This is a genomic window from Streptomyces sp. NPDC088817 (assembly GCF_044750345.1).
Taxonomy (GTDB): domain Bacteria; phylum Actinomycetota; class Actinomycetes; order Streptomycetales; family Streptomycetaceae; genus Streptomyces.
Map to the genome: position 1 here is coordinate 341766 of NZ_JBIVJN010000005.1, position 18133 is coordinate 359898.

At 72.0% G+C, this 18133-nt stretch carries 15 protein-coding genes; 4 read left to right on the top strand and 11 right to left on the bottom strand.

Going from position 1 to position 18133, the window contains the following annotated elements; genetic code table 11:
• Positions 1-111: 111 nt before the first annotated feature.
• Complete coding sequence (locus ACIP4X_RS12190) at positions 112-1431, bottom strand: MFS transporter (RefSeq protein WP_358733182.1); 1320 nt, start codon at positions 1429-1431, stop codon at positions 112-114.
• Positions 1428-2078 (bottom strand): GntR family transcriptional regulator, encoded by a 651-nt coding sequence (locus tag ACIP4X_RS12195; RefSeq protein WP_358733184.1) that lies wholly within the window; start codon positions 2076-2078, stop codon positions 1428-1430. The genes ACIP4X_RS12190 and ACIP4X_RS12195 overlap by 4 nt, the downstream gene beginning before the upstream one ends.
• 196 nt (positions 2079-2274) lie before the next feature.
• Here ACIP4X_RS12195 and ACIP4X_RS12200 point away from each other — a divergent pair, with 196 nt between their 5' ends.
• Positions 2275-3177: a serine hydrolase gene (locus ACIP4X_RS12200; protein ID WP_358733186.1), complete on the top strand. Its 903-nt coding sequence runs from the start codon at positions 2275-2277 to the stop codon at positions 3175-3177.
• Positions 3178-3255: 78 nt separating this feature from the next.
• Here ACIP4X_RS12200 and ACIP4X_RS12205 read toward each other — a convergent pair whose 3' ends face one another.
• Genes ACIP4X_RS12205 through pdhA form a run of 3 tightly spaced genes read right to left on the bottom strand, consistent with a single transcriptional unit; the run spans position 3256 to position 6880 of the window.
• Positions 3256-4674, bottom strand: a complete 1419-nt coding sequence (locus ACIP4X_RS12205; RefSeq protein WP_358733188.1) for a dihydrolipoamide acetyltransferase family protein — start codon at positions 4672-4674, stop codon at positions 3256-3258.
• A gap of 11 nt (positions 4675-4685) precedes the next feature.
• Positions 4686-5681: an alpha-ketoacid dehydrogenase subunit beta gene (locus ACIP4X_RS12210; protein ID WP_358733190.1), complete on the bottom strand. Its 996-nt coding sequence runs from the start codon at positions 5679-5681 to the stop codon at positions 4686-4688.
• A 2-nt stretch (positions 5682-5683) separates the two neighbouring features.
• Positions 5684-6880: a pyruvate dehydrogenase (acetyl-transferring) E1 component subunit alpha gene (gene pdhA / locus ACIP4X_RS12215; protein WP_358733192.1), complete on the bottom strand. Its 1197-nt coding sequence runs from the start codon at positions 6878-6880 to the stop codon at positions 5684-5686.
• Positions 6881-7477: 597 nt separating this feature from the next.
• On the opposite strand from pdhA, the gene ACIP4X_RS12220 reads away from it, so the two are divergent.
• A complete protein-coding gene (locus ACIP4X_RS12220) occupies positions 7478-8494 on the top strand; it encodes a phosphotransferase (RefSeq protein WP_358733194.1) in 1017 nt (338 codons plus the stop codon).
• 143 nt (positions 8495-8637) lie between these two features.
• On the opposite strand, the gene ACIP4X_RS12225 is transcribed toward ACIP4X_RS12220, so the two are convergent.
• Positions 8638-10254: a protein kinase gene (locus ACIP4X_RS12225; protein WP_401348045.1), complete on the bottom strand. Its 1617-nt coding sequence runs from the start codon at positions 10252-10254 to the stop codon at positions 8638-8640.
• A 341-nt stretch (positions 10255-10595) separates the two neighbouring features.
• Here ACIP4X_RS12225 and ACIP4X_RS12230 point away from each other — a divergent pair, with 341 nt between their 5' ends.
• The gene (locus ACIP4X_RS12230; RefSeq protein ID WP_358733198.1) at positions 10596-12227 is read left to right on the top strand and encodes a protein kinase domain-containing protein; all 1632 of its coding nucleotides are present in this window, start codon (positions 10596-10598) and stop codon (positions 12225-12227) included.
• 119 nt (positions 12228-12346) lie between these two features.
• Here ACIP4X_RS12230 and ACIP4X_RS12235 read toward each other — a convergent pair whose 3' ends face one another.
• Positions 12347-12883, bottom strand: a complete 537-nt coding sequence (locus ACIP4X_RS12235; RefSeq protein ID WP_358733200.1) for a bacterial proteasome activator family protein — start codon at positions 12881-12883, stop codon at positions 12347-12349.
• A 163-nt stretch (positions 12884-13046) separates the two neighbouring features.
• On the opposite strand from ACIP4X_RS12235, the gene ACIP4X_RS12240 reads away from it, so the two are divergent.
• The gene (locus tag ACIP4X_RS12240; RefSeq protein WP_391459329.1) at positions 13047-13634 is read left to right on the top strand and encodes a hypothetical protein; all 588 of its coding nucleotides are present in this window, start codon (positions 13047-13049) and stop codon (positions 13632-13634) included.
• On the opposite strand, the gene ACIP4X_RS12245 is transcribed toward ACIP4X_RS12240, so the two are convergent.
• From ACIP4X_RS12245 to ACIP4X_RS12260, 4 genes are read right to left on the bottom strand one after another with little or no spacing between them, the layout of a single operon-like run.
• Entirely contained in the window at positions 13631-14611 is a 981-nt protein-coding gene (locus ACIP4X_RS12245; RefSeq protein WP_391459328.1) for a zinc-binding dehydrogenase, read from the bottom strand. The two genes, ACIP4X_RS12240 and ACIP4X_RS12245, sit on opposite strands and share 4 nt — an antisense overlap.
• 40 nt (positions 14612-14651) lie before the next feature.
• Entirely contained in the window at positions 14652-15752 is a 1101-nt protein-coding gene (locus tag ACIP4X_RS12250) for a potassium channel family protein (protein WP_358733205.1), read from the bottom strand.
• The gene (locus ACIP4X_RS12255) at positions 15749-17173 is read right to left on the bottom strand and encodes a molybdopterin molybdotransferase MoeA (protein WP_401348051.1); all 1425 of its coding nucleotides are present in this window, start codon (positions 17171-17173) and stop codon (positions 15749-15751) included. The genes ACIP4X_RS12250 and ACIP4X_RS12255 overlap by 4 nt, the downstream gene beginning before the upstream one ends.
• Complete coding sequence (locus tag ACIP4X_RS12260) at positions 17173-18099, bottom strand: NTP transferase domain-containing protein (RefSeq protein ID WP_401348053.1); 927 nt, start codon at positions 18097-18099, stop codon at positions 17173-17175. Before ACIP4X_RS12260 ends, ACIP4X_RS12255 begins: the two co-directional genes overlap by 1 nt.
• Between the last annotated feature and the right edge of the window lie 34 nt (positions 18100-18133).

Here is an 18133-nt window from a genome sequence, read left to right on the forward strand (position 1 = left end):
CGGACGTGCGTCCCCGGGGCCGGCCCGGATCCCCCCTGCTCCAGGAGAGCCGGGGGGAGGCGCCCTTCGGGCTCCCACGCCCAGCCCGCCTCGCGGCGGCTCGACGCACCGTCACGCCGGCACGTGCACCGTCTCCACCCGGCTGGCGACCAGCCGCTCCCGCTCCCGGCGGGCCGCCTTCCTGCGCAGCCGCAGGATCTGGCTCACGCCCAGCGCCTGGAGCACGAACACCACCGAGAAGGCGATCCGGTAGTCGTCCCCGGTCGCGTCCAGCAGCACCCCGACCGCGAACAGCGTCGTCATCGAGGCCACGAAGCCACCCATGTTGGTGATGCCCGACGCCGTCCCCTGTCGCTCCGCCGGATTCGCCGGGCGCGCGAAGTCGAACCCGATCATCGAGGCCGGCCCGCACGCGCCGAGCACCAGGCACAGCACGACCAGCAGCCACACCGGCGCCCGTCCGCCGGGATACGCCAGCGTCACGGCCCACATGACCGAGGTCGCCGCCACCGTGCCGAGCGCGAGCGGCAGCCGTGCCGCGTGGTGCCGGGCGACGATCTGCCCGTAGACGAGTCCGACGGCCATGTTGGACACCACGACGAGCGTGAGCAGTTCCCCGGCGTCCGCCCGCGACATGCCCTGCGCCTCGACCAGGAACGGCAGCCCCCACAGCAGCAGGAACACCATCGCCGGGAACTGCGTGGTGAAGTGCACCCACAGTCCGAGCCGCGTCCCGGGCTCCCGCCAGGCCGCGGCGATCTGCCGGCGTACGTAGGCGGCGCCCTGGTGGGGCAGCGGCTCCGGTTCGTGGCCCTCGGGGTGGTCCTTGAGGAACAGCACCAGCAGGACCAGCACCACCGCTCCGGCCAGCGCGCTGCCCGCGAAGGCCGCGGTCCAGCCCACCCCGTGCAGCAGCCGGGCCAGCACCAGCGTGGACACCAGGTTGCCGGCCATGCCGACCAGTCCGGCCAGCTGGGCGACGAGCGGACCGCGCCGGACGGGGAACCACCGGGTGCCCAGCCGCAGCACGCTGATGAACGTCATGGCGTCCCCGCAGCCGAGCAGCGCCCGCGAGGCGAGCGCGGTGCCGTACGACGGGGAGAACGCGAAGCCGAGCTGGCCGGCCGTGAAGAGCACCGCGCCGATGGCCAGCACCTTCTTGGTGCCGAGCCGGTCGACGAGCAGGCCGACCGGTATCTGCATGCCCGCGTAGACGAGGAGCTGGAGGATGGAGAACGTCGACAGCGCCGATGCGCCCACGTGGAAGCGGTCGGCCGCGTCGAGGCCGGCGACGCCCAGGGACGTGCGGAAGATGACGGCGACGAAGTAGACGGCGACGCCGATGCCCCACACGGCGACCGCGCGCCGGCCGCCGGGCGGATCGCCGGGCAGCGCGGCAGGCGAGGAGACCGACGAGGACGAGGCGCTCACCGGACCTCACCCCGGGCGAGGTGGGAGAACCAGTTGACGTGCCGGTGCACGACGGCGACGGCCGCCTCCGCGTCCCCCGAGCGCAGCGCGTCCAGGATCTGCTCGTGCTCGGCGAGCGTCTTGGCGAGCCGGTCGGGGTGGGAGTGCATGACGGCGACGCCCATGCGCAGCTGCCGGTCGCGCAACTGGTCGTAGAGCCGGGACAGGATCTCGTTGCCGCCGCTGCGGACGATCTCGGCGTGGAAGCAGCGGTCGGTGACGGCGGCCGCGGCGAAGTCACCGGCGGCGGCCTCCTCCTTCTGCTTCAGCAGCAGTTCCTCGAGCCGCTCGATGAGCCCCGGCGGCGCGGGTACGGCCTTCCTGGCCGCGTGCTCCTCGACCAGTTGCCGGGTCTCGACCACGTCGGCGATCTCCTGTGCGGAGACCGGCAGGACGAGGGCGCCCTTCTTCGGGTAGAGCCTGATGAGCCCCTCGACCTCGAGCCGCAGCAGGGCCTCGCGCACGGGCGTGCGCGACACCCCGACGGCCTCGGCCAGCTCACCCTCGGTCAGCAGGGTGCCGCCCTGGTAACTGCGGTCCAGGACGGCTTGTTTGACATGCGTGTACACGCGGTCGGCGGCGGGGGGCTGTTTCACGGCCATGCTCATGCCCACAGCATAGATACAACACGTACGCAAGGTCCGGCCCATCCAGCATGCGGACCATACGGGCCCGACGGGAAATCCACCCCGGAAACCGCACAACCTTCCGCGGCACCTGCGAGTCAGACTGGTGCGGCCCCACCTTGTGGGCTCTCAACTCTGCCGCACCGCAGAGGAATTCGACATAATCGGGGTACCTCACTTGAAAACCGGCATCCAGGGCATCCGTATCCGCAGAGCCGCCGCAGTCGCCGTGACCGCGAGCGCCGTGCTCGCCGCCGGGGCCCTCACCGCGGCACCCGCGCAGGCCGTCGCCACGCCGTCGATCGTGGCCAAGGGCGGCTTCGTGATGGACGACGCGACCGGCAAGACCCTCTACGGCAAGACCGCGGACACCAAGCGCTCCACCGGCTCCACCACGAAGATCATGACCGCCAAGGTCGTGCTGGCCCAGCCGAACCTGAACCTCGACGCCAAGGTCACCATCCAGAAGGCGTACAGCGACTACGTCGTCAAGAACAACGCCTCCCAGGCCCACCTGATCGTCGGCGACAAGGTGACCGTCCGCCAGCTGCTGTACGGCCTGATGCTGCCCTCGGGCTGCGACGCCGCCTACGCGCTGGCCGACAAGTACGGTTCGGGCTCGACGCGCGACGCGCGCGTGAAGTCGTTCATCGGCAAGATGAACAGCACCGCCAAGAGCCTCGGCATGACGAACACGCACTTCGACTCGTTCGACGGCATCGGCAAGGGCAACAACTACTCGACGCCGCGCGACCTGACGAAGCTGGCGCGCAACGCGATGAAGAGCGCCAACTTCCGCGCGGTCGTGAAGACGAAGTCGTACACGGCCAAGACCGTCACCAAGACGGGCAGCATCCGCACGATGGGCACGTGGACGAACACGAACACGCTGCTCAGCAGCTACAGCGGGGCGATCGGCGTGAAGACGGGCTCCGGCCCGCAGGCCGGCGCCTGCCTCGTCTTCGCCGCCACCAGGAACGGCAGGACCGTCATCGGCACCGTCCTGGCCTCGTCCACGTACGCCCAGCGCGCCACGGACGCGACGAAGCTCCTGAACTACGGCTTCGCCCAGAAGGCCTGACCGCCGCTCACCGTCCTCACCGCCGAAAGGGCCCGCCGCTGAGACCAGCGGCGGGCCCTTCTCCTGTGCCGTGAGCCGTCAGGCCCAGGTGATCAGCTTCTTCGGCTGTTCCAGGACGGCGGCCACGTCGGCCAGGAACTTGGAGCCGAGTTCGCCGTCGACCAGGCGGTGGTCGAAGCTCAGGGCCAGCGTGGTGACCTGGCGGGGCTTGACCTTGCCCTTGTGGACCCACGGCTGGAGCTTGATCGCGCCGACCGCGAGGATCGCCGACTCGCCGGGGTTGAGGATCGGCGTGCCGGTGTCGACGCCGAAGACGCCGACGTTGGTGATCGTCACCGTGCCGCCCTGCATGGCCGCCGGGGACGTCTTGCCCTCGCGGGCCGTGGCCACCAGCTCGCCGAGGCCCTGCGCGAGTTCGGGCAGCGTCTTGGCGTGGGCGTCCTTGATGTTCGGCACGATCAGGCCGCGCGGGGTCGCCGCCGCGATGCCCAGGTTGACGTAGTGCTTCAGGACGATCTCCTGAGCCGCCTCGTCCCAGGACGCGTTGATCTCCGGGTTGCGCCTGATGGCGACCAGCAGGGCCTTGGCGATCAGCAGCAGCGGGTTGACCCGCAGCCCCTGCATGTCCTTGTCCTGCTTGAGCTCGTCGACCAGCCTCATCGTGCGCGTCACGTCCACCGTCACGAACTCCGTGACGTGCGGGGCCGTGAACGCCGAGCCGACCATCGCCGCCGCCGTCGCCTTGCGGACGCCCTTGACGGGGACACGGGTCTCGCGCGCCCCGTCGTACCCCACGGCGGGGGCCGGAGCCGCGGCCACCGGCGCGGGTGCCGCCGCCGGTTCGGGGGCCGTGGGTGCGGCCGGTGCCGCCACCGCCGCGTGCACGTCCTCGCGGGTGATGATGCCGTCCGGGCCGGACGGCACGACCGTGGCGAGGTCCACGCCCAGGTCCTTGGCCAGCTTGCGCACCGGGGGCTTGGCCAGCGGGCGGGGTCCGGCGGGCGCCGCGGCGGCCGCGGTGCCGTGCCCGTTCAGCTCCGCCCTGGGTGCCGTCGCCGCCGGGGCGGCCGCGGCCTCCGGGCCCTTGCGCGGGCGGCGCTTGGTGGAGGACACCGAGACGCCGTAGCCCACGAGCACCGGCTGGCGGGCCTGCGGCTTCTCCTCCCCGTCCGTGCCCGGCTCGGGCTTCGGCTCGGCCGCCGGAGCGGCCTGCGCCGGGACCTCGGCCGGAGCCGCGCCCGCGACCTGCACCGCGATGATGGACGTGCCCACGTCCACCGTGGTGCCCTCGGCGAAGTGCAGCTCGCGCACCACCCCGTCGTAGGGGATGGGCAGTTCGACGGCCGCCTTGGCGGTCTCGACCTCGCAGACCACCTGTCCGTCGGTGACCGTGTCACCGGGCTGGACGTACCACTTGAGGATCTCCGCCTCGGTCAGACCCTCGCCGACATCCGGCATCTTGAACTCGCGCACGGACGCATCGGTCATCGTCGTCACGAACCTCTCCCTCAGTACGCCAGCGAGCGGTCGACGGCGTCGAGCACGCGGTCCAGGTCCGGCAGGTAGGACTCCTCCAGGCGGGCCGGCGGGTACGGCGCGTGATAGCCGCCGACCCGGAGCACCGGAGCCTCCAGGTGGTAGAAGCAGCGCTCGGTGATCCGGGCGGCGATCTCCGCGCCGGAGCCGAAGAACACCGGCGCCTCGTGGACCACGACCAGACGGCGCGTCCGCTCGACCGAGGCCTGGATGGCGTCGAAGTCGATCGGGGAGACCGAACGCAGGTCCAGGACCTCCAGGGACTTGCCCTCCTCGGCGGCCGCGGCGGCGACCTCCTGGCAGAGCTTCACCATCGGGCCGTAGGCCGCCAGGGTCAGGTCGGTGCCCTCGCGGACGACCTGCGCCTTGTGCAGCGGGGCGGGGATGGCCTCGGTGTCGACCTCGGCCTTGTCCCAGTAGCGCCGCTTGGGCTCGAAGTAGATCACCGGGTCGTCGCTCTGGATGGCCTGCTGCATCATCCAGTAGGCGTCCGACGCGTTGGAGGGGCTGACGATCTTCAGGCCCGCCACATGCGCGAACAGCGCCTCGGGGGACTCCGAGTGGTGCTCGACCGCGCCGATGCCGCCGCCGTAGGGGATGCGGACGACGACCGGCAGCTTGACCTTGCCCAGCGAGCGCGCGTGCATCTTCGCGAGCTGCGTGACGATCTGGTCGTACGCCGGGAAGACGAAGCCGTCGAACTGGATCTCGACCACCGGGCGGTAGCCGCGCAGGGCGAGGCCGATCGCGGTGCCGACGATGCCGGACTCGGCGAGCGGGGTGTCGATGACGCGGCTCTCGCCGAAGTCCTTCTGCAGGCCGTCCGTCACCCGGAACACGCCGCCGAGCTTGCCGACGTCCTCGCCCATGATGAGGACCTTGGGGTCGTTGTCCAGGGCACGGCGCAGCGACTCGTTGATCGCCTTGGCCAGGGCCATATTTTTGAAAGTCACGGTCTCCGCAGCCATGTTCAGACCCCCTCTGCGTCCGTGAACGACGCCTGGTAGGCGGCGAACTGGGCGCGCTCCTCGTCGACGAGCGCATGCCCGTCCGCGTACACGTTCTCGAAGATGGCGAAGAGGTCCGGGTCGGGCATGGCACGGACCGCTTCGCGCACTCGCCTGCCCAACGCCTCGCTCTCGGTCTCGAGTTCCGCGAAAAATCCCTCGTCCGCGTGGTTTGCGGCCTCCAGGTGGCGGCGAAGGCGCAGGATCGGGTCCTTCGCCTCCCAGGCCAGGCGCTCCTCGTCGCCCCGGTACCGGGTGGGGTCGTCGGAGGTGGTGTGGGCGCCCATGCGGTAGGTGTACGCCTCGACCAGGGTGGGGCCCTCGCCGTTGCGGGCGCGCTCCAGCGCCCACTTGGTGACCGCGAGGCAGGCCAGCACGTCGTTGCCGTCGACGCGGACGCCGGGGAAGCCGAAGCCGGCCGCCCGCTGGTAGAGCGGGACCCGCATCTGCTTCTCGGTCGGCTCGGAGATCGCCCACTGGTTGTTCTGGCAGAAGAACACCACGGGGGCGTTGTAGACCGCGGAGAAGGTGAACGCCTCGGCCACGTCGCCCTGGCTGGAGGCGCCGTCGCCGAAGTAGGCGATGACCGCGGAGTCGGCGCCGTCCTTGGCCACGCCCATCGCGTAGCCGGTGGCGTGCAGCGCCTGGGAGCCGATGACGATCGTGTAGAGGTGGAAGTTGTTGCCGTTGGGGTCCCAGCCGCCGTTGTTCACCCCGCGGAACATGCCGAGCAGGTTGGTCGGGTCCACCCCGCGGCACCAGGCGACGCCGTGCTCGCGGTAGGTCGGGAAGACGTAGTCGTCCTCGCGGGTGGCGCGGCCGGAGCCGATCTGGGCGGCCTCCTGGCCGAGCAGCGAGGCCCACAACCCCAGTTCGCCCTGGCGCTGCAGGGCGGTGGCCTCGGCGTCGAAGCGGCGGGTGAGCACCATGTCGCGGTACAGGCCGCGAAGCTCGTCGGCGGTGATGCCGGCGACGTACTTGTCGTACTCGGCGTTCTTGACGCGCTCGCCTTCGGGCGTCAGCAACTGCACGAGTTCGGGGTCGGCGCCCTTCTTGGCGCCGGTACGGCGCCTGGTGCCGGCGGCTTTCGTGCCGGTCGCGCCGGCCTTGCTTCCGGCGCTGCGTCGCGATGTGCGCGCGGCAGTGCTCTCCACGGTCACGTGTGCTCCTCCGTCGGTCCGGCCCCGGGGTTGCCGGTAGCCAGTGCGGCTCACCTGTTCCGGACCACCGGGCACGGGGTGGGTGCCACTCGGCCGGGAACAGGCGTGACAGGTGCCCCGGCGAGCGCCCTGCAGCAGTCACGTTACCCAGTGCTCCACATTTCTGTGAAACCCCTCCTGACCTGGGCGTTTCCTTGGATTTCCAAGTATTTGCGCTTGGACGTCCAAGTACTTCGCCGGGCAGTCGGGGCAGCCGCTGGTCACAGCCGTGCAAGGGGGCCGGAACACCGGCACGTTATCCCGGTCACCCCCGAGTCGGGAAGGGTCGGCGAATGGCCGGAACTGCTCTTGATGGATGACCCCGCCCGGGGGACGGCGGAAGGCGACCCGGCGGGGGCCGAACGGGACCCGCTCCCCGGCGACGAGGGGGGACTCCGGCGGGGGCGCATCGGCGCGCGACAGGCGGTCGCGGGGCGGCATCGCGACCTCATGTGACCGAAAGCGACTACTGACGACTGTCTGTGACAAGCCCCAGCTCACGGCCTCCGGCGGTGCCCTAGCATCTGGCGCGTGCCGCGCCCATGTGTACCACCCCCCGTGTCTCACGCGCCCCCTCTGAGCGCCCTGATGCGCCAGTACGCCGCCGGTTCGCCGCTCACCTGTGAGCCGGTCGACCAGGGCCTGCTCAACCGCGGCTACCGGCTGCGCACGACCCGCGGCCGATATTTCCTCAAGCACCACTTCGATCCGGACACAGCCGATCCCGCCGCCATCGCACGCCAGCACCGGGCGACCCAGCGGCTGGCCGACCTCGGCGTCCCGGTGGCGCCGCCGCTCAGCGGCCGCGACGGGCGCACGGTCGCCGTCGTGGGCGGCCACGCCTACGCCCTGCACCCCTGGATCGACGGCGGGCACCGGCACGGCGGCCAGCTCACCACCCAGCAGTGCACCCGCCTCGGAGCGCTGCTGGGAGCCGTGCACGCGTGCCTGGAACGCGTGATGCCGCCCAAGGGCCGCACCCGCCCCGCCGAGAGTCCCCATCCCGTGCGGAGCGCCGACCCCTCCGACACCTTCGCCCTGATCGACGACCTGCTCGCACACGTCCGCCGCCACCGGCCCGCGGACGCCTTCGACGAACTGGCCCGGCACCGGCTCCTGGAGCGCCGCGCGCTCCTGGAACGGCACGCGGACCGGCGTCCGCCCCCGGGCGGGCCCGTGGGCTGGGTGCACGGTGACTTCCACCCGTTCAACCTGCTCTACCAGGGGGACGCCCCCGCCGCGATCGTCGACTGGGACCGGCTCGGCGTACAGCCCCGGGCGGAGGAGGCGGTGCGCGCCGCCGCGATCTTCTTCGTCCGGCCCGCCGGCACCCTGGACCTGCCGAAGGTCAGGGCGTACGCGCGCGCGTACCGGCGGGCGGCCGGCGCCACCCCGTCCGAGCTGGCGGCGGCCGTGCGCCGCGTGTGGTGGGAGCGCCTGAACGACTTCTGGATGCTGCGCTGGCACTACGAGCGCGGCGACACCCGCGCCGACCCGCAGTTCCCGGCCGCCTCGGCGCTCGCGGTGTGGTGGACGCGGGAGTACGGCGCGGTGTGCGGCGCGTTCGCGGAGTGACGCGCGGAGCGGCCCGTGGACGACGTGCAGGGTGGCGTACGGGGTGGCGTGCGGGATGACATCGGGAGAACCGGAGAAACACCGCGCGCGTGGAGCCCGTACGGCCCCACGCGCGCGTGAAGGATGATCGGTCCCGGCGGGACTCAGGCGCCTCCGCCGACGTTCCCCGCGGTCCCCGCGGAGGTACCGGCGGCGTCGCCGCCACCGCCGTCCCCGGTGCCGTCGCCCGGAGCGCCGCCGCTCGTGTCCGGGGGCGGCGACACGGACCCGGGATCGGCCGGTTCGCTGGAGGGCTGCGGGTCGGGCTGCTGGTTGGAGGTCTGCTCGCCGGACGGTTCGGACGGGGTCCACGACGGCCGGGACGACGGCGTGTACCTGCCCCAGCCGCCCCCGCCCGAACCGTAGCCCCGGCCCGTCGACGTGTCCGACGGCTGCTCGTTCGACGTGTCCGTCGGGGAGGCGGAGGGCTGCTCGTCGTCGGTGGACTGCGTGTTCGACGGCGACTTGGTGGTGTCGACGTCGCCGCTGGTGTCGCCACCGGTGGTCTGCAGTGCCAGTGCCACGCCCGCGGCGATGGCGATCACCGCGAGGACGGCCAGGATCCACAGCTTGCCGCGGCCGCTGCCCTTGTTGCCGTGCCCCTCGAAGCCGCCGTCGTCGCCGTTGCCGTACCCGGCGGGCAGGATCGTCTGGGGGATCTGCGTGGTACCGGAGCCGAGGTCGGTCGGGTGCGGCATCACGGTCGTGCCCGCGAAGCCCGCCGCCGGGGTGTTCCGGCCTTCGTGCGCCTCGACCGGGCCGGTGTTCCAGGTGCCGGTGTGGCCGCCCTGGTCGTACAGCATCTGCAGGCCGTACTGGACCAGCCCGCTCATCTCCTCGGCCGTCTGGAAACGGTCGTCGGGCTCCTTGGCCAGCGAGCGCATGACCAGACCGTCGAGTTCCGGCGGGCAGGTGCCGCCGACGACCTGCGAGGGCGGCACCGGCATGTCCTGGACGTGCTGGTAGACCACCGACAGCGGGGTCTCGCCGGTGAACGGGGGCCGCAGCGCGAGGAGTTCGTACAGCAGGCAGCCCGTGGCGTACAGGTCGGAGCGGTAGTCGACGGCCTTGCCGAGGGCCTGCTCCGGGGAGAGGTACTGCGGAGTGCCCATGACCATGCCGGTCTGCGTCATCGTGGTGGACGCGCCGTGCAGGGCGCGGGCGATGCCGAAGTCCATCACCTTCACCGCGCCGTTGTCGGTGATGATGACGTTGGCCGGCTTGATGTCGCGGTGCACGATGCCGTGCTGGTGCGAGTAGGCCAGCGCCTCCAGGACGCCGGAGACGATGATCAGCGCCTGTTCCGGGCCGGGCGCCTCCGCGTTGAGCAGCAGATCGCGGATGGTGCGGCCCTCGACCAGCTCCATCACGATGTACGGGACGGCCTGGCCGTTCGCCTGGTCCTCGCCGGAGTCGTACACGGCGACGATCGAGTGGTGGTTGAGTCCGGCGACCGACTGGGCCTCACGTGTGAACCGGGCCTTGGAGACGGGGTCCTCGGCCAGGTCGGCGCGGAGCAGCTTGACCGCCACCGTCCGCCCGAGGCGCACGTCCTCGGCGGCGAACACCTCGGCCATACCGCCCCGGCCGAGTCTGTGCGTCAGCCGGTACCGGCCGTCGCCGACCACGCCGTCGTTTCCCCACATCTCCGGCGCGTCCGACATACCGCCGCCACTAGCCTCGGGGTCGGACGGGCCCTGGGCGCGATGCTGCTGTGCCATCAGTCCTCGCCGTCGTTTCTGCCCGCGGTGCGCGCGGTGTTGTCACGGTCTCCGTCGGCCACGCTACAGGCTCCGCGGGGGCCGCCGGTCCAGGATCGTCGCGGTGAGCACCGCCGGAACCGGCCCGAGACGGACCGGCCATGAAACCCCCTGCGGGTGCCGTGGTGCAAATTCCGTGCACCAGCGGTACGCCCGCTGTAACGCTTCCGCGACGCTTCTTTCGCGTACGGTCACGGAACGGGCACTGAGCTTGACGTGTCAGTGCCCTGGGGCAGACTTGGCCGGGAATGACTCATTCGATCAACGAGGGCGCCCGACGGCCTAGTGGGGGACGGGGAGACATGAGCCAGGACGGCGCACACGGCCAGTATCCGGGACGGGCACTGGCCGGCGGCCGCTACCAGCTGCGCGACCTGCTCGGCGAGGGTGGCATGGCCTCGGTGCACCTCGCCTACGACTCCGTGCTCGACCGTCAGGTCGCGGTCAAGACCCTCCACACCGAACTCGGCCGCGAACAGGCCTTCCGCGAGCGGTTCCGCCGCGAGGCCCAGGCAGTGGCGAAGCTCACGCACACCAACATCGTCTCGGTCTTCGACACCGGCGAGGACGATGTGGACGGCATGACGACGCCGTACATCGTCATGGAGTACGTCGAGGGCCGTCCCCTCAGCTCCGTGCTGGAGGAGGACATCCGGCAGTACGGCGCGATGCCCGCCGACAAGGCGCTGAAGATCACCGCGGACGTGCTCGCCGCGCTGGAGATCAGCCACGAGATGGGTCTGGTCCACCGCGACATCAAGCCGGGCAACGTGATGATGACCAAGCGCGGCGTGGTCAAGGTCATGGACTTCGGCATCGCCCGCGCCATGCAGTCCGGCGTGACCTCGATGACGCAGACCGGCATGGTCGTCGGCACCCCGCAGTACCTCTCGCCGGAACAGGCGCTCGGCCGGGGCGTGGACGCGCGGTCCGACCTGTACTCGGTCGGCATCATGCTGTTCCAACTGACCACCGGGCGGCTGCCGTTCGACGCGGACTCGCCCCTGGCCATCGCGTACGCGCATGTCCAGGAGGAGCCGGTGGCGCCCTCCTCCGTCAACCGCTCGCTCCCTCCGGCGGTGGACGCGCTGGTCGCCCGCGCGCTGCGGAAGAACCCCAACGAGCGCTTCCCCAGCGCGGAGTCCATGCGCGCCGAGTGCCTGCGCGTGGCGGCCTCCTTCCAGGCGGCCGCGCCCAGCATCGTCCCCGGCGCCCCGACGGCGAACGGCGCGGGCGTCGGCTCGGCCGTCTTCCCGCCCGTCGACCAGACCGGCCCGGTGCCCCACGGCCAGGTGCAGACGCCGTACCAGCCGGCCCCGACGCCCAATCCCTACAGCTCCGGCACCCCCGGCTACGGCTACCCGCAGCAGCCCGGCTACCAGACGCCCGTCTCCTCGCCGTACGCGCAGCAGGCGCCGACCCCGCCTCCCTACGGCGTCCCGACCCAGCACACGCCCCCGCCGGGCGGTGCCAGTAACACCAGGCCCGTGGTCATCGGATCGGTCGCCGTCGCCGCCATGGCGGTGCTCGGCCTGGTCGTCGCCCTGATCATGGACAGCGGCAGCGGCAGCGGTGGCGGAGGCGACGAGGCCAAGGGCGGGGGCGGCGCGAGCGCGTCCACCTCGGTGGTCGAGGGCCACCGCGGGCCGGACACCTCGAAGACGATCAAGGCCGACGAGTGCAAGGAGCCTCGGAAGTCGTACCAGGACGAGAACAAGATCAGGCTGCCGGACTTCCGGTACAAGAACCTCAGGTCGGTCAAGGAGTGCCTCCAGGCCGCGGGCTGGAAGCTGAAGACGGTCGCCGTCGACGAGAACACGTACGGCCAGGACACGGTCCTCAACCAGTTCCCCTCGGCCGACACGGACGTCGACCCGGAGAACATGCCGGTGATCCAGCTCGACGTCTCGACCGGCAACCCTCCGTCGTCCTGACCGGATCCCGCCGAGCACGGCGGGCGGTCCCACACGTCGAAGGCCCCGGCAGTCCTGTCCTGCTGCCGGGGCCTTTCCACGTCCGTGTCACCAGGACGAGTGCGGGTGCGGGTGGGTGCCTACAGGTACGGTCCGCCCGAGCGGCCGCCGGTACGGGGGTCGTCGCCGACCTCGGCTCCGATACCCGGCGGGAGGGCACGGCGCATCTGCTCCAGCTGGGCGCGGGCGGCCATCTGCTGCGCGAACAGGGTCGTCTGGATCCCGTGGAAGAGCCCTTCCAGCCAGCCCACCAACTGCGCCTGCGCGATGCGCAGTTCGGCGTCGCTGGGGGTTCCCTCGTCGGTGAACGGCAGGGAGAGCCGCTCCAGCTCCTCGACGAGTTCCGGCGCCAGGCCGTCCTCCAGCTCCTTGACCGAGCTCGCGTGGATCTCCTTCAGCCGGACCCGGCTGGCCTCGTCCAGAGGAGCCACGCGCACCTCTTCGAGAAGCTGCTTGATCATGCTGCCGATCCGCATGACCTTCGCGGGCTGCTCGACCTGCTCCGTCACCGGGGTCTCACGGGAGTCGTCGTCCCCGCCGCCGAGCGCCATGCCGTCCTGGCCCACGACCAGGATCTGCGGATTCTCCGGCGACCGTTCGTTCCTCGGCATCTCCATGACCCCATTGTCTCGCATCCGCACCCTCGACTTCTGTGGCGCCCCCCACGGAAAGCGGTCCACCGCGTGGCCGAACCCGGAATGCCGGATTGATCCACTGATGTGACCGTGGTCGCAGGAACGATCCGATTCGCCGGTCAGGCATCGTGAGGGGGTCCCCGACGTGACTCCAGGGCTGCGCGCTCCGCTGCGCGCGACGGTACTGCTGATCACGCTGGCCGCGGCCGTCCCGGCCGGTGGCTCCGCCCGGGCGACGGCCGCCGCGCCCGAAGTGACCGTCGGCTTTCCGTTCTCGTCGGTCCACGGGACCTCACCGTCCGCCGCGCCGCCGTCCCCGTCCTCACCCCATTCCGCCTCCGCCTCCGCTTCTCCGCCCTCGCCGTCCCCGCCGTCCTCGGACCCGTCGCGGGCCGGGAGCCGTCCGGGTGAGGGGCGGCTGCGACCGGGGCGGCCACATGATCGGCCGCCGGAGCACGAGGACGACGACACGGACGGACCGGGAGAGCACGACCACCGCGACGAGGACGTCGGGAGCGACAGCGCGACTCCGGAGGCGCCGAGCGTTTCGCCGTCGGGTCAGGAGGCCGCTCCCCTGCCGTCCGGAACGGAAAGCCCTGGCGACCTGCCCGTCGCGCAGGACGAGATCGACACCGGGCCCGTTCTGCGGTATCTGCCGCTGGGCAGCGGGCTGGTCCTGATCGGCCTCGGTCTCGGCCTGGCGTTCATCGCCCTGCGTATGCGCCGGAGCTAGTGCGCCACCAGGAGCACCTTGCCGATGTGGCCGCTCTCCTCCACGATCCGCTGGGCGGCCGCGGCGTCGCTCATCGGGAGCTCCTGGTCGATCACCGGCCGGACATGCCCGTCGGCGAACAGCGGCCAGACGTGTTCGCGCACGGCGGCGACGATGGCCGCCTTCTCGCCGAGCGGGCGGGCGCGCAGCGAGGTCGCGCTGATCGCGGCCCGCTTGCTGAGCAGGGTGCCGAGGTTCAGCTCGCCCTTGCTTCCGCCCTGCATACCGATGATCGCGAGCCGGCCGTTCACGGCGAGCGCCTGGACGTTGCGGTCCAGGTACTTGGCGCCCATGTTGTCGAGGATCACGTCGGCGCCGTCGCCGTCCGTGGCCCGCCGGATCTCCTCGACGAAGTCCTGCTCGCGGTAGTTGATCAGGATCTCGGCGCCCAGTTCGGCGCAGCGTTCGAGCTTCGCCCGGGTGCCTGCGGTCACGGCGACCCTCGCGTCCACGGCGCGGGCGAGCTGGATCGCCATGGTGCCGATGCCGCTGGAGCCGCCGTGCACGAGCAGGGTCTCGCCGGGGCGCAGCTGGGCGACCATGAAGACGTTGGACCAGACGGTGCAGACGACCTCCGGCAGCGCCGCGGCCTGCGAGAGACCGACGCCGTCGGGCACGGGCAGCAGCTGACCGGCCGGAACGGCGACCTTCTCGGCGTAGCCGCCGCCCGCGAGCAGCGCGCACACCTCGTCGCCGACGGCCCAGCCGGACACTCCGGAGCCGAGCGCCGCGATCCGCCCGGAGCACTCCAGGCCGGGGTAGGGGGAGGCACCGGGCGGCGGGTTGTAGGAGCCCTGCCGCTGGAGGATGTCGGCCCGGTTGACGGCGCTCGCCGCCACTTCGACCAGCACCTCGCCCTCGCCGGGCACGGGATCCGGTACCTCGTCCCACACCAACGCCTCGGGCCCACCGGGTTCGGGAATCGTGATCGCATGCATGAGCCCGACGCTACTGCTTCGCCCGTGATGCCGCCGTCAGTCAGTCCTGGGGAAGCGGCCGGGTGTCCGGGGTGACCTTCGTTCCCGGTGTGGCCCGGACGATGGTGATCAGACGGTCGGTCAGCTCCAGCGCCCGTACGGACGGGTCGTCGAAGCCCAGCACCCGGTGCCCGCGCAGCACGCTGACCACCAGGTCGTCCATGTCCCGCGGGTCCTGGCCCACCTCGGCCTTTATGACGGGCCGTTCGACGATGTCCAGGCCGCTGCCCTGCTGGATGAGGTCCTCCAGGACCATGCTCGCGGCCGGGCTGAGCACGGACAGCCCGAGCAGCCGCCCCGCCGCGCTCGCGCTGGTGACGACGGCGTCGGCCCCGGACTGCTTGAGCAGCGGCGCGTTCTCCTCCTCGCGCACCGCCGCGACGATCTTCGCCGCCCGGTTGATCTGCCGGGCGGTCAGCGTGACCAGCACGGCGGTGTCGTCCCGCTGGGTGGCGATGATGATCTGGCGTGCCCGCTGCACCTCGGCCCGCAGGAGCACCTCGCTGCGGGTGGCGTCCCCGACCACGCCCGCGTAGCCCTCCGCCGTGGCCGCGTCGACCACCTTGGCGCTGGGGTCGACCACGACGACCTGCTGCTTCTTCAGCCCGGCCGCACAGACGGTCTGGAGCGCCGACCTTCCCTTCGTGCCGAATCCGACGACGACGGTGTGATCGCGCAAAGTGGACCTCCAGCGATTCAGACGCCATTCCTCACGGGTTCGCTCGGTGAGGACTTCGAGCGTGGTGCCGACCAGGATGATCAGGAAGATCACACGCAGCGGGGTGATGACGAAGATATTGGTGAGGCGCGCGCTGTCGCTGACGGGGGTGATGTCCCCGTATCCGGTGGTGGAGAGGGTCACCGTCGCGTAGTACGCCGCGGCAATGAGATCCATCGGGGCTTCTTTGGCACTGTCCTGGTATCCCTCGCGGTCGACGTAGACGATCACGACCGTCAGGAGCAGCACCAGGACCGCCAGGGACAGCCGTTTGCCGACCTGACGTATCGGGCGCTCCACCACTTTTCGGGGGAGCTTCACCCGATGGGTCACGAGATGCTCGTCCGCCTGGCGGGCGATCGCGTCATGGCCCGGAAGTTTCACGTGAAACACACCCCGATTCCGGCGGCGGCCCAGGGCAGGTCGAGGAGTTCGGCCTCCACGCCCGGCCGGGCACCACCCGGTGGTACGACTGCGAGGGCATCGGCCGCCGCGACACCGCGCAGCATGGCGGGGCCGTTGTAGTGCAGCGGAACGGCGCGGTCGCCGCGCAGCACCACGGGCACGAGCCGGGTGTCGTCCGGATGCCCGTGCACCACGTCCGTCAGCGGCAGCGTGTACGGCTCCGGCGCCGGTCGCGCGGCCAGCGTGCGCAGCAGTGGCTCGGCGAGCGTCAGCAGACCCGAGACGGCCGCGAGCGGGTTGCCGGGCAGGCCGACGAGGTGCTGGTTCTCCTTGGTGCGGGCCAGAAGCATGGGATGGCCGGGTCGCACCCGGACGCCGTCCACCAGCAGTTCGGCGTCGATGCGGCGCAGGGTGGGGTGGATGTGGTCGACCGGTCCGGCGGCGGTTCCCCCGGTGGTGACGATCACGTCGGCCTTCGACCCGGTGATCGCCCTGTGCAGGGCCTTGGCGTCGTCACCGATCCGGCGTATGCCCGTGACCTCGGCGCCCAGCGCCCGCAGCCACGGCGGCAGCATCGGGCCGAGCGCGTCCCGGATCCGTCCGTCGTGCGGCAGGCCCCCGGTGAGCAGTTCGTCGCCGAGCACGAGGACGTCGACGCGGGGAAGGGGGACCGTGGTGAGGGTGTCGTACCCGGCGGCCGCGGCCAGCCCGAGCACCACCGGGGTCACCAAGGTGCCGACGGGCAGCAGCTGGTCCCCGCTGCGGCACTCCTGGCCGCGCGGGCGGATGTCCTTGCCGTGCCCGGACTCCTCGGTGGCGTAGAGCCGGCCCTTGGCGTCGATGTGGCCGTGTTCGCTGCGCAGCACGGCCGTGCTGTCCTGCGGGACGCGGGCACCGGTCGCGACGCGTACCGCCTCGCCGTCGGTCAGCGGCTCGGGCTCGTCGTGCCCGGCCAGGACGCCCTCGTCGCGTACGTCCCAGGGGCCGGGGCCGGCGACCGCCCAGCCGTCCATGGCGGAGGTGTCGAAGGAGGGCAGGTCGCACAGGGCGGTCAGGGGCGCGGCCAGGACCAGTCCCAGGGCGGCGTCGAGGGGCACCGGGACGGGAGCGCGACGGGCGCCTGCGCGGGCCGCTCGGGCGGCCGCCTCGCGGGCCCGCGGCCAGGCGATGGCCCGGTCGTGGACTTCCTGGGAGTGCGGGTGACCGGCCTCGGCGCTTCCGTGCTCCCCGCGGGAGGAGGAGACGGGGGTGCCGCCTCGGCTCGCCCGGCCCCGGGCGGGCTCAGGAGCACGCCGGCTGCTGCCTTCGTTCACCAGGGCGAGCGCCTCCTCCACGTCGAAATCCTCGGCGGCGTCGGTGTCCTCGGCGTGGCTGCCGACCCGCGCGCCACGGGCGGGCATCAGACGTCCGGGCGGGTGTCGGGCGTGGCGTCGGGCGCCACGTCGGGCTCGCCGGTGCCGCCGGTGGTCTCCTCCGCCCAGCGCAGGGCGAGGGCGGCGGCCTTGCGGGAGGCCTCGGCGACGGCCTCGGGGCCACCCTTGCCCTGCGCGGCCGCGTATCCGACGAGGAAGGTGGTCAGGGGTGCCGCGGGGCGGGCCACGCCGTGGGCGGCGTCGCGGGCGAGGTCGAGCAGGGCGCGGGTGTCGACGTCCAGCTCGATGCCCAACTCGTCCTTGACTGCGGAAATCCATTCATCCAACACGTGCCCATGCTCCCTGATGCGTGCCCTGGCGATGGCGATGTCGTCCCAGGTGTCGCAGTCGAAGGACGCGACGTCGTCGGGGACGCGGGTGAGGTCGAGCGCGGCGGTCAGCCGGCGCAGTGGCAGCCCGGTGAGGTCCCCGCCCCCGGCGGGGCCGTCGGACGCGGTGCGGGCGAGCGCGGCCAGCGCGCGGCGCAGCGCCTGCGCGCGGTACGCGGCCACGAGGGGCTGGTCGCGGCCGTCGGCGTCGGTGACCAGCACGCCGTCGGACCGGTCGGCCCGCAGGGCCGTCAGCAGCCGCCGTACCGTGTCGCGTTCGAGGAACGGCAGGTCGGCGGAGAGGACGACGACGTGGTCCGCTGTGGTGTGGCGCAGCCCGGCGTCGAGCGCGGCGAGCGGTCCGGCGCCTGCCGGTTCCTCGCGTGCCCAGCGCACCGGCCGCGCGGTGGGGCGGGGGTCGGCGACCACCACCGTCGTGTCCGCGTCGGAGCAGGCGTCGAGCACACGGTCGAGCAGGGCGCGGCCGCCGACGCGCAGGCCGGGTTTGTCCGCGCCGCCGAGCCGCCGGGCGGCTCCCCCGGCGAGCACGACGGCGTCGTGGGCGAGGGGCTCGTAGGAGGTCACCCCCCGAGTATGCGTCCCGCCCGCGATCAAGGGG

Bases quoted from the DNA above. Each gene is read 5' to 3' on its own strand.
- ACIP4X_RS12245 (WP_391459328.1), bottom strand. From the start codon at position 14,611: ATGCATGCGATCACGATTCCCGAACCCGGTGGGCCCGAGGCGTTGGTG.
- ACIP4X_RS12235 (WP_358733200.1), bottom strand. From the start codon at position 12,883: ATGGAGATGCCGAGGAACGAACGGTCGCCGGAGAATCCGCAGATCCTG.
- ACIP4X_RS12195 (WP_358733184.1), bottom strand. From the start codon at position 2,078: ATGAGCATGGCCGTGAAACAGCCCCCCGCCGCCGACCGCGTGTACACG.
- ACIP4X_RS12230 (WP_358733198.1), top strand. From the start codon at position 10,596: ATGAGCCAGGACGGCGCACACGGCCAGTATCCGGGACGGGCACTGGCC.
- ACIP4X_RS12225 (WP_401348045.1), bottom strand. From the start codon at position 10,254: ATGGCACAGCAGCATCGCGCCCAGGGCCCGTCCGACCCCGAGGCTAGT.
- ACIP4X_RS12210 (WP_358733190.1), bottom strand. From the start codon at position 5,681: ATGGCTGCGGAGACCGTGACTTTCAAAAATATGGCCCTGGCCAAGGCG.
- ACIP4X_RS12255 (WP_401348051.1), bottom strand. From the start codon at position 17,173: ATGCCCGCCCGTGGCGCGCGGGTCGGCAGCCACGCCGAGGACACCGAC.